At 32.7% G+C, this 12,340-nt stretch carries 9 protein-coding genes and 1 other annotated feature; of the genes, 2 read left to right on the forward strand and 7 right to left on the reverse strand.

Annotation, left to right across the window (positions count from 1 at the left end; translation table 11 throughout):
* Positions 1–96: 96 nt before the first annotated feature.
* Genes RTP52_RS16390 through RTP52_RS16400 form a run of 3 tightly spaced genes read right to left on the reverse strand, consistent with a single transcriptional unit; the run spans position 97 to position 2,137 of the window.
* Complete coding sequence (locus RTP52_RS16390) at positions 97–966, reverse strand: ABC transporter ATP-binding protein (RefSeq protein WP_312372533.1); 870 nt, start codon at positions 964–966, stop codon at positions 97–99.
* Positions 957–1,682, reverse strand: a complete 726-nt coding sequence (locus RTP52_RS16395; protein WP_312372535.1) for a hypothetical protein — start codon at positions 1,680–1,682, stop codon at positions 957–959. Before RTP52_RS16395 ends, RTP52_RS16390 begins: the two co-directional genes overlap by 10 nt.
* A complete protein-coding gene (locus RTP52_RS16400; protein ID WP_312103275.1) occupies positions 1,679–2,137 on the reverse strand; it encodes an RNA polymerase sigma factor in 459 nt (152 codons plus the stop codon). The genes RTP52_RS16395 and RTP52_RS16400 overlap by 4 nt, the downstream gene beginning before the upstream one ends.
* Positions 2,138–2,357: 220 nt before the next feature.
* Between RTP52_RS16400 and RTP52_RS16405 the strand changes: the two genes are divergently transcribed.
* Both RTP52_RS16405 and RTP52_RS16410 read left to right on the forward strand, forming a co-directional pair.
* Positions 2,358–3,212: an AraC family transcriptional regulator gene (locus tag RTP52_RS16405; RefSeq protein WP_312372537.1), complete on the forward strand. Its 855-nt coding sequence runs from the start codon at positions 2,358–2,360 to the stop codon at positions 3,210–3,212.
* A 2-nt stretch (positions 3,213–3,214) separates the two neighbouring features.
* A complete protein-coding gene (locus RTP52_RS16410) occupies positions 3,215–3,667 on the forward strand; it encodes a polysaccharide biosynthesis protein (protein ID WP_312103280.1) in 453 nt (150 codons plus the stop codon).
* Between the two features lie 179 nt (positions 3,668–3,846).
* Here RTP52_RS16410 and RTP52_RS16415 read toward each other — a convergent pair whose 3' ends face one another.
* The 4 genes from RTP52_RS16415 to RTP52_RS20455 form a co-directional block, all read right to left on the reverse strand.
* A complete protein-coding gene (locus RTP52_RS16415; RefSeq protein WP_312372538.1) occupies positions 3,847–4,713 on the reverse strand; it encodes a hypothetical protein in 867 nt (288 codons plus the stop codon).
* Between the two features lie 218 nt (positions 4,714–4,931).
* Positions 4,932–8,822 (reverse strand): leucine-rich repeat protein, encoded by a 3,891-nt coding sequence (locus RTP52_RS16420; RefSeq protein WP_312372539.1) that lies wholly within the window; start codon positions 8,820–8,822, stop codon positions 4,932–4,934.
* 348 nt (positions 8,823–9,170) lie between these two features.
* Entirely contained in the window at positions 9,171–11,594 is a 2,424-nt protein-coding gene (gene leuS, locus RTP52_RS16425; protein WP_312372540.1) for a leucine--tRNA ligase, read from the reverse strand.
* Between the two features lie 56 nt (positions 11,595–11,650).
* Positions 11,651–11,862 (reverse strand) — a binding site (T-box leader).
* 338 nt (positions 11,863–12,200) lie between these two features.
* The coding region (locus RTP52_RS20455) for a DUF2200 family protein (RefSeq protein WP_312372576.1) at positions 12,201–12,340 on the reverse strand (140 nt) is incomplete at its 5' end.

Here is a 12,340-nt window from a genome sequence, read left to right on the forward strand (position 1 = left end):
ATAACTACTAGCACTGCTAAAATAAATAGAAAACTGATAATAGTGCTCTTTCTCTTGAAAATTTTTTTATACTCGAATCCTACTAGTGTAAGAAAATTATTCATAGGTTGTCACCTCACTAAAATAATATAAATACAAATCCTCCAAAGTAGCTTTCCCATTGATTGCATTTTCACATGGTTTGCTTTCGCTAACCAGTCTCAAAAATATTTGTTCCTGTTCTTGTCTAACATTGATAATTGGATAAATTTTTGCAAATTCATCTGCCTTCTCTTCCGATACTACGCATTCCCAGACTTTATCTTGTATGGCTGTAATTATCTTATCCAAACTTCCATTATGAATTAGTTGGCCATTTTTCATCACTAGAATCGTGGTAGCTATATTCTCAATATCAGAAACAATATGCGTTGATAATAATACGATTCTGTTTGTTCCTAATTTTGAGATTATATTTCGAAACCTGATACGTTCCTTTGGATCGAGACCTGCAGTAGGTTCATCTAGCACAAGAATCTTTGGATTATTTATTAGTGCTTGAGCAATTCCTAAGCGTTGCTTCATGCCACCTGAAAAAGTTTTTATTTTCTTTTTTGCAACCTCCGTTAATGAAACCATCTCTAACAATTCTATTGCTTTTTCTTTTGCTCTTTGCTTTGGTAATCCCTTTAAACTACCCATATAGCACATAAATTCAATTGCTGTAAATTCTGGATAAAAACCAAAATCCTGTGGAAGATATCCTAAAATATCTCGATACTCTTCTTGGCTTACATCAATTTCATTATATTTAATCTCCCCTGAAGTTGGCCTTAATACGCCACATATCATTCTCATAAGGGTTGTTTTTCCTGCTCCATTGGCTCCTAATAACCCATAGACACCTGGCTTTAGTTCAAGAGAAAGTCTATCTACAGCAATTTTATTTTTATATTGTTTCGTTAATCTGTCTAAAACTAATTCCATTGTAATGCCTCCGTATTTTTAATAAGTTTTGAGCTTTGATTTGTAATTGCAATGCATAATAAAATGAAAAGTATAATCCAAAAAAATACAAACTTATCACTATATATCATTAGCCTTGAATTGGCTAGAATCCCATTACATACGATTACAAAACAGGATACCCCTGCACAGCAATAGACGACTTCCCGACTAGAGATTCTATTCATTAGCATTAGTGAGCCTAGACAAGTTATAAGATAAGGCACACTCAAATATAAGCCAAGTTGTAAGCATCCATAATTTATTTTGAAAGAGACAAAAAACAAAACAATTCCAAATACAAACGCATTTGTGAGACCTAATATGCCCATACGCATTAATAAAACTTCACCTAAATTAAATCGTGTAGTCATTTCAAGTTCTGACATGCGAAAAGAACTAGATCGTGCAATCTCCGTAGAAGCTAATAAAGCTAATAAAGGGAACAAAGAAGAAATCACCCATATCATAGAGTAAGTTGCCTCAATGTCTTTTATTATCTTACACACAGCAAATACACTCAGTAGTAGTACCAATGAAAAACCCCAAACTCGCTTTCTTATATATCCTATCTGATGGAATACAAATTCTCTATATGTTGCTTTGGGGTAGTTAAAATTTTGTAGGAATTCCTCTTTTCTTCTTGAATCAGGTGCATCAAAAACTTGCCTAAGTTGTTCTTTCAACTCACTTTTCATTGAAAATCCTCCTCCCTTAACATCTTTTTCAAACATTGTAATGCCGTATTAATTTTACGATATATAGCAAATCTTGACTGATTGGTGATTTTACTGATTTCATTCATAGATAATTCATTTACATATCGCAATAGTAGCAATTCTTGCATATCTTTCGATAAGCTTTTCACTGCACATTTAACTGTGATTTTCGTATTAATATTCTCAAACAATTCATCACCCTGTATTTCCTCATCAATTGGTTGTAGCTTAACTTTTTTGTAATAATCAATGCAAAGATGATTGGCTATAGTATAGAGATAAGCCAATGTCTTCCCCTTATCTATGTATGTATTTTGACTAAAAAATTTGAGGAATGCTTCTTGTGTCAGATCCTCAGCTACATAGCTATCATTTGTTTTAAAATAACAATATCTATATATTTTGTCATACAGTTCTTTGATTTCAATCGACAATGAATTACCTCCTTTCACTATGTATAACTGTTTTATTATACCAAATGTGCGCCAAAAAAGAAAAAATGGAAAACAACTGTAAGTTTATGCTATAATTAATTTGCTATGTTAATTCAAAATTGTGTAATAAAGACTATTTATATAACCTCTCATTATTGGGCAAAAAAAGAGAGGTAGAATTATCTTAAATAGACTATTTTTATTATTAGGAGATGAAGATATGGAATGGATAGAACGATTAAATAGTGCTGTTAATTATATCGAAGAAAATATAAAAGAAACTATCGATTTAGAAGTAGTAGCAAAGATTGCATGTTGCTCAACTTATCATTTTCAAAGGATGTTTGCCTATATAGCAGATATACCATTATCTGAGTACATACGCCGTAGGAGAATGTCGTTGGCAGCTGTTGATTTACAGAGTGGCGATGAAAAAGTGATAGATATTTCTCTAAAATATGGATATGATTCACCGACAGCATTTAACAGAGCTTTTAAAAGTGTACATGGTATAGCACCATCTCAGGCAAAAGTAGAAGGTACAATTTTAAAAGCATTTCCTCCTATCAGCTTCAAGATAACAATAAAAGGAGATAGTGAAATGAATTACAGAATTGAAAAAAAAGAATCATTTAGAATTGTAGGTGTTTCAGAACCATTAGAAGCAGAAATTGAGAAAAACTTTGAAACTGTACCGAAAATGTGGGCTACAGCTGCAATGAATGGAACAATACCAAGACTTGCTACCATGATGGAAGGAATGCCTATGGGTATGCTCGGAGTAAGCTCCTGTAATGAATCAGATAATTGGAGATACTATATTGCAGTTGCAAGTAGTCAACCAATAGAGAATAATTTAGAAGAATACATTGTCCCTAGCTCCCTGTGGGCAATATTTTCAGGAGAAGGAAGTACTCAGACTATACAGGAACTAGAAAAAAGAATCGTGACTGAATGGCTTCCAACTTCAGGATATGAATATGGAAATGCACCAGATATTGAGGTGTATTTAAATGCAGACCCGGAGAATGCCTACTATGAAGTATGGATTCCAGTTTCAAATAAGGAGAATTAAGTATGGTGCATTTGGTATATTGTGATGGCACCGAAAAGGTATTAGAAAAAATATTGGATAATTCTAAAACGATGATTATTAGAGCTGCTGCCGGCAGAAAGATTCCTCATAGTAGAGTATTCGTTGGTGAGAAACTTTACTTCATGAAAAAAGGTACGGCAAAAATCTCAGCAACTGCAACTGTGAAATCAGTTCAAAATTTCGTTAAATTATCAGAAGATGAAATCGTAAAGGTACTTGACGATAATCAAGAAAAATTGAATTTGTCTAAAAAGCAACAAGAACGTTGGCATAAAAAATGTATGTGCTTGGTAGAGTTTGAGAATGTGATTGGAATCCAACCTCTTGACTTTGACCGTCAGGGCAATATGGATGATTGGCTTATTATTGAAAAAATAGAAGATGTAGTTGTTGGCACAAGCATTTCATATAATTATGATAAATCTAAATTTTAGGTGGCATTGCTATGGCATGCAAGAAAAGTAAATATTGACTGTTAATAACTCGTTTAAAGAAAGGCTACAAGGTTAAGATAGTTCACCTACTTTAAATATGTATCAAGGACTTACCTTATTACAGTAAGTCCTCTTTTTTATGCCTATATCAACAGTATAAATGATACTAAATTTATACATTACAGCCCACTTCTTTTTTTTACATATTCTCTTACCTCTTGATAATTTTCAAATTGAACTATCATTGGATCATTATATATGTCAGTAGTAAACACTTCCCCTGATTCTTTCTGATATATTAACTGCGGAACAATCTTACAATAGTCATAATTACTATTAGAATTTATAAATTTCCTGACGTCAAATCCATTTAATCTCATAGAAAACACAACCATCTGACCCGGTTTTATTACACATGGGCCATTCGTTATATTATCATCATCTACAACTAAAGAATAGGACTCAATAATATCTTTCGTTTGTAAAAACTCATGAGATAACTCGGAAAGTCCTTCCATTATTATAGTTTCAGTAGCTTTATATTTTTGCATCCTTTCGCTTTCCCATAAAGGAATACAATCTACTGCTTCTAAGATATCTCTATCTGACTTTCCGCCATAGATACATATTCTTCCGATATCAACTATCTGTTTGGTTCCATCCGAATAAGTAACCTGAATACTATCAATTTCAGCAACATCTGGTAAATTGCTAACCACATTAGTATCCCATTTCATATATATTGTTTCAGTTATAACTTTATAGATTCCATAATGTTGAGTGTATTTTGGATATACTTCCACTTTTAACTCTGGATGATTAGTAAATTCAACTTCCTTAACCTTTCTCTTATCCGTGAAATCTTGTACATACTTAAGTTCCATCGAATCTACTATCGTTGGAAGATAATGTTCTACCAAATAACGAAAGTAGATTGGTTCTTCAATCTTCAATTTATCCCATCCTATTTTTCCGATAATTCCACCGACTACACAAACCACTAACAAAATGGCAATTATTAATCTTTTATGAATTTTAACTTTCATAGTCTTCCTCCTCCTAGTACTTAAAACCCCTATGCATTGAGCATCATGCCAAGTATTGTCATGTAGTCTCGGACAAGATGGTAATAAGAAATTACAGATGCTTTTACTATTATCATCGATGTTCTTGTTCTATCAAATTCGTTCCATAAGCTCTAAATCTGTAACTATTGGTATAGATATTTTTTAAATACTTATGATTTTGTGACAAATAGTAATTATCAAACTCTAAATCCGTAACCATTGCATAAGATATTTTTTAAATACCTATGATTACGTAACAAATATATATTATCTAAACTCACTACTTTTAAAGGTACAACGAAAAATTCATCCTTCTTTGCTGCCGGATAGAAAAACATTTCATCTTCATGATAAACAACGCCATCGTTACTATAATAGTAACGATTTTTATTAGATACCTGAATTGATTCTAATGCAGAGAAGCCTTGTAGACCATGATATTTATATAAACCTTCAATGCTTGTAACCTTACTTCCTATATTCAATGTCTTTAGATATCTATTTTGATTCAAAAATACTTTCGTAGCGCTTTCAAGCACAGTATATTCTTTCTCTATTTTTCCCATTGGATATACGAGTAACGTCTTTTTGTCCTTTGTATATAAAACACCATCAATCGCAGTCAAATTAGGATTTTTAGAAGATACCTTGATCTCTTTTAACTTCTTACAATTCGAAAACAAACTAGAATTATAGTCAAATTTTAGCGATAATTTATCTGATAATGTAATTGATTCTAGATAATTATGAACTTCAAATGTATTATTCCTAAAATTTGTAACAGAGGATGGTACTGTAAATGATTTAGTTTTCTTATTCTGTGGATACCATATTAATGTTGATTTAGAGGCATTATATAGCACGCCTTCCATTACACTTGCTTTTTTATTTCCTTTAGCAAGTTCAAATTCTTTTAAATCTGGAAAACATTCATAAGGAAAATACAATCCACTTCCTTCTATTATAATCTTACTCACATTAGACATTTCATTTTGAAAATCCCGCATATAGCAGCCTTTATAGGTAGCGGGTACATGAATCGTTGATATGGAACTAATACTTGGCATTAAATATAAATTAGTGAGTGCTTTATTATACAGAATTCCATCATACAAAGTATAATATTTGTTTCCTTCTTCTAGATAAATTGTTTTTAGATTTTCCATCTTCATTGTAATTTCAGAATTTTTCAAATCTCTAGGTATTGTAATAGACTCAACACAATCTAAATTACTGATACTTCTTAAAGAACAACTTTGTAACGTACTAGGAAATGTTAGATTCTTTACCTTCTTTTGATTTGGCCAATATATCAAGTATTTGATATCTCGATCATATATCACACCATCGATAACACGAAAATATGTATAGTCATTATCTAAAATGTGACCAATCTTACTATATTCTAAGCAATTCGGATTCAAAGATAGTTCACGTGGGAACATCAGTTCTTCCAATTGTACTCCGTATAATGCACTAGGTTCTATATTTGTAACTGTTTCAGGAATATGATAAATTTTTGTAACTTTCCCTTGGGGATATTCTATTAAAGTATTCATAGCTTTGTCATATAAAAGGCCATCTACAGTACGTAAATATAGATTATTCTCATCCACCTTTACATTGGTTAAATTTGAGAAAAAACCATAGGAACCAAACCCATTATACATATGACCTAAATTGATTCGAAACAAAGCATTGATTTCGATTCGTTGTAATCTGTAGTTTGCACCAAATGCAGATGTCTCTATGTTAATTAATGATTCTGGCATAACATATGTTTTACTAAGTTTATTGCTTGGATAACAAATCAAACTAGTTACATCACGGTTATAAAGAATTCCATTCATATCTGTATAATAAGAATTCTGTGGATGCACTTTGACTTCTTCCAAGTTTGATAAATAATAAGGAAACGCTTCTCCAGAATATAAAGCTCTTAACATAGAATCAAAATCGATAAAATAAAACGCCTTTCCAACATCGTTTAGGCTTTTTGGCAAAGAGATCACTTTCACGCTAGGAAAATAGTAAAAGATACTCGCTGGTAAAGAAGTAACGCCCTCTGCTATGATTACTTTTTCAACTTTATCAAAAATTGTATCATAATGAAATGTAGCAAATAAAGACACATCTTGAATGGTAGCCACTTTTTCATTCTTATATTTTATTGTATTGTCTTTAGAGAAAACATAACCCTCTACCAAAATATCTGGCTTTTGTTTCGATTCTTCCGTTTCAACAGAGAATTGCTTATCTTTTATAGGTTTGTTATTCATAACCCTATTAGAATCCAAATATTCCTTTACAAATAAAAAATCCGTTTCGAACGAATAAACTTGATAATAACTAGAGCGGGAATCTACTTGATACAGTATATTATCCCTTATTTCAAAATTATCATTTCCATTCAATATAATACGTTTTAAGTTAGTAAACAGTGGGAACGCTTTTCCTTCTCCCTCAGCAAAACTAGCTCCAAACAAACCCCATAACGATTTTGAGAAGGTAATTTCCTCAAGATAAGGATTATACGTATTAAAGTCTGCAATATATATCTTATCTGGAATCTGATATTTTTTATCTTTTTTTGCACATGGATAAAGAATTAATATATTGTCATATGCGTGAAAAACAACACCATCTACAGATTTAAAATACGGGTTTCCTTCTTCAATGATTACTGCTTCTAGCTCAAAACATTCTACTCCTAAATATAAATCTACTTGAGCATTAGCCAAGTGACAGTTCTTATGCACATATAACTTCTTCAAATGATTTTGTCTTCTAAGCTGAGCGTTATCAATTGAGGTAACCGTTTCCGGTATTGTATAACTCTTGATATCTAAATCTATTGGAAACCATATAATTTTAGTCATTGTCTTATCATAAAGAATCCCATCTTTTACTGTATAATAAGCATTCAATTCATCTAAATCTAGCACGGATAGGTTACGAAAACCACCTAATAAGCTACTATATTTATTACCTTCCATTACTTTTAAATTCTTAGGAAGTTTTAAAGCTTGAGTTGTATTTACAGTATTAAATAGATCCATTGGGAATGTTTCTATATTGTCATGAATCTTAATAACAGTCTGTTTATTCTGATTTGGGTATACATAAATGTAACTAAAATCGTTAGAGTATAGAACCCCATCAAACAATGCCAGATATGGATTGTTATCATCTACCTGTATGGAAACAAGTTGATTTTTACTCATATTTGAACAAGATATTAAGGATTTTGGTATTGTTAGTGTTTTAAGTGTATTGATATTCTTAATCTTAGTTCCATCTAAAACCACCATCCCCTGTGGCAGATTTAACTCTTCCACTTGTTTCTTTTCGGGCCAATACTCGATATAACTTTTATCATGTCGATATAAAATTCCATCGACAGAAGCAAAATATGGATTTGTTGATGCAACCGTAATCGATGTTAATTCAGCTTGATAAAATGCCTCACTTTCTAATTGGCGAAAGCTCTTTGGTAAAGCAATTTCAGCTAATGTCGAAGCACGAAATGCAAAGTTTTCAATACATACGAGTCCTTCCGGTATCTGAATATGATCCATAGATACAAAGGCGAATGCATTGTTATTAATCACTTTGGTTCCAATTTCTACAATCGCATTGGCTCCTTTTTTCATCGGATAGGAAATCAATTTCGTTCCATCCTTACTATATAAAACTCCATTGATACTTTTATAAGATGGATTATCCTCATCCACATAAATCGCTTCCAAATTGGGAAAAACCTCTTGTAGTGTTGTGTGATAACCATCAATTAAAATTTCTTCCACTTCATTTGTTATATGTAACTCTTTTAGGTTATTCAATATTGGCATGTAAGTAAAGCTAACCCTAGAAGTTGAAATCGTCACTTGATGAATTTCTTTTGTATTCGTTATATCTTCACGCTCTTGTGCTGTAATATTATCATACAAATATAACATATGACCTTTCACTTCATAGTTCTTATCTTCAGATGCTTTGATTGATTGGGTATTCATTAAAATAATAAATACCATGATAGGAAAAAAAAGAATACTCCTTACCGCATGTAGTGACTTTACCCTTTTCATACTTATCCTCCATTCTATCGCAATCCTGCGAATTTGGCCGATAGCACAAACTCGAGTGTAAAAAATCTTGATTTTTCACACTCTCCCTGATTAATTAACCACCGGTTATATCATAATCTTGCTTGTGATATTGCTTAGGCAAAATTTTACTATATTCTAAGGATAGGCATTGAAAAAGGTAATTATATGGTAAAATTATTACATTTTTATTAAAATAGGAAAACTCTCCTTTACTTATGGTACGCTTCACCGTAACACAAATAAAGGAGAGTTTACATCTTGTCTTATTAACCGATTATCACGTTAGGACTTCTATTTGAATAATAACAAATCCGCTAACTACACCAATTATTTTACAACAATATTAATTATTTTACCTTTAACATAGATCTCTTTTACAATTGCTTTTCCTTCCATCGCTTTTGCAACGGTAGGAACTTCCTTCGCTTTAGTAAGGGCAGAGCCATTCTCTTCATCCACTGCTAACTCTACAGTACCCTTCACCTTACCATTTACTTGAACACCAATCGTAATAGTATCTTCTTTGATAGCGTCTTCATCATAAGTTGGCCAACACTCATTAGCTAGTGTATTGCTATTACCTAAGAGATTCCACATCTCTTCACCAACATGAGGACAAATACAAGAATACATCTTAATAAAGCCTTCTGCATACTTTCTTGGGCAAGTTCCTACTTTATATACACTATTTACAAAAATCATCATCTGGCTAATGGCTGTATTAAAGCCCAATTGTTCGAAGTCGCTTGTCACTTTCTTCACTGTCTGATGATATACTTTTGTTAAGGAATCGTCATTGTCCTCTGTAATGTTTTCTTCATTAGTAAAGAATGTCCATACACGATTAATGAATTTTCTTGCGCCTTCTACACCTTGTTGATTCCATGGTTTAGATACTTCTAAAGGTCCCATAAACATCTCATAAAGTCTTAAGGTATCTGCACCATAATCTCTAACGATATCACTTGGATTTACAACAAATTCTGGGAAACGTTTACCCATCTTAATACCATTGGAACCTAGAATCATTCCTTGATGAACTAATTTCTTAAATGGCTCTCTTACTGGTGATAAACCTTTATCATATAGATAACGATTCCAAATTCTTGAGTACATTAAGTGTCCAACTGCATGTTCTGGACCACCAATATATAAATCTACTGGTAACCAATGCTTTAGCAATTCTTGATTAGCAAATTCCTCTTGGTTATCTGGATCGATATAACGCATAAAATACCAGCTTGAACCTGCACTACCAGGCATGGTTGAAGTTTCGCGCTTTCCTTTTACACCGTCTTTCTCATATTGTTTCCACTCAGTTGCATTTTCAAGAGGAGCCTTACCATTCTTACCTTTGTAATCTTCAAGTACAGGTAAAATAAGTGGTAATTCGCTATCACTTAATACATGAATTTCATCATTTTCTGTATAGACAACTGGCACTGGTTCTCCCCAGTATCTTTGTCTAGCAAAAATCCATTCACGGAAATGGTAATTCACAGATTTACGTGCAACGCCCATTTTGCTTAACTTCTCAGTAATTGCTACTTTTGCTTCTTCAACTGTAAGTCCTGTAAATTCTTCTGAGTTCATTAAGATGCAGCCTTTACCAAGATAATCACCCTTTTCAAATGCTTTCTCGCTTACATCTGCTCCATCAATTACTTGAATCATAGGGATATTATGAACCCCGGCATATTCAAAGTCTCTTTGGTCATGAGAAGGAACTGCCATAACTGCACCTGTTCCATAGCTTGCTAATACGAAATCGCCAATGAACAAAGGAACTTCCTTGCCATTCACTGGATTAATTGCATAGATACCCTTTAAGATACAACCTGACTTTGTCTTATTAAGCTCCGTACGGTCCATATCATTCTTCTTAAGAGTTTCATTAATATAAGCTTCTACTTCTTCTTTATTCTCAACTCTAGGCATTAAGTCTTTCACAATCTGACCGTCTGGAGCAAGTACCATGAATGTAATACCATAAATTGTTTCAATACAAGTTGTATAAATGGAGAAATTACCACCACCAACGATCTCAAAATCAACTTCCACACCTTCGGATTTACCAATCCAGTGTCTTTGCATATCCTTAGTGGATTCTGGCCAATCGATTTCCTCTAAGCCTTCTAATAATTTTTCAGCAAAGGCTGGTTGATTGATTACCCATTGCTTCATATTTTTACGGATAACTGGATAACCACCACGTTCGGATTTACCATCAATAACTTCATCATTTGATAATACTGTACCAAGTTCTTCACACCAGTTTACTGGCATATCAATGTATTTTGCATAACCATCTAAATATAATTGTTTAAAAATCCATTGGGTCCATTTATAGAATTTTGGGTCACTCGTAGCAATCATTTTAGACCAGTCATAGTCAAAACCAAGTTCTTTTAACTGTTTTGAAAAGGATTCAATATTTTTTTCTGTAAATCCATTTGGGTGATTTCCTGTACTAACAGCATATTGTTCTGCTGGCAACCCAAAGGAGTCATATCCCATTGGATGCAATACATTATAGCCTTGCATACGTTTCATACGTGATACAATGTCGGTTGCTGTATATCCTTCTGGATGTCCTGCATGAAGACCAACTCCTGATGGATAAGGGAACATGTCTAGTACATAATATTTAGGTTTACTAAAGTCCCATACATCGGTCTTAAATGTTTCTTTTTCTTCCCAATATTTCTGCCATTTCTCTTCAATTTTTTTTGGATCATATAGTTGTTCCATATTTTTTCTCCATTCTTTTGCTTTTACATAAATAAAAAAATCCCTTCGCCTCCAATAAAAGAGACGAAAGGATAAACCTACCGCGGTACCACTCTAATTCAGGGATAACCCTGCACTTAAATTCTATAACGGGAATTCCCGCCAAGGTCTACTTAAGTTCAACCTCAGAGTTCATAGACGAGTTCAAAGCTTCCCAGATTATCTTCCACCTACCGATAACTCTCTGTTACTGGAACCTACTTCTACTACTTCTAATCATAACTTTTATCTTATCTGATAATACACTAACCTTTTCTTTTCAATATGTCAAGGGGTCTTTGAAAAATTAAAGCAAGCGATAGTTCCAAAGAACAGCCTTTTGTTCATAGTAATTTAATCAGTTCTTCTAATTCTTCAAATAAAGCTTTTGCTAGCACAAAATTAGTATCCTTTAAAGCCAAGGCTATTTTCGTTTTTATTAAAGATTTTCTTGTTTACCGTTGGTAGCATAACACTTTTTAAGACTAATTTCAATCCTAAAAATATTTAGCAATCTTTATACCAAAAGGTGTCACTTAGGTGCCAAGAGTTTTAGTAAAGATAGTTTTATATTACTAAATTTAATTATTATTTCCGTAAAATCTTATCCATCGCTTTCCCCTTGGCTAATTCATCTATCAACTTATCCAAATAACGAATTTCCTTCATAGTTGGTTCTTCAATATCTTCCACTCGAACCCCACAAACAACACCTTTGATGAAAGCCC

It is taken from the genome of Lachnoclostridium sp., from assembly GCF_031997925.1.
In the GTDB taxonomy this organism is placed as follows: domain Bacteria; phylum Bacillota; class Clostridia; order Lachnospirales; family Lachnospiraceae; genus Lachnoclostridium.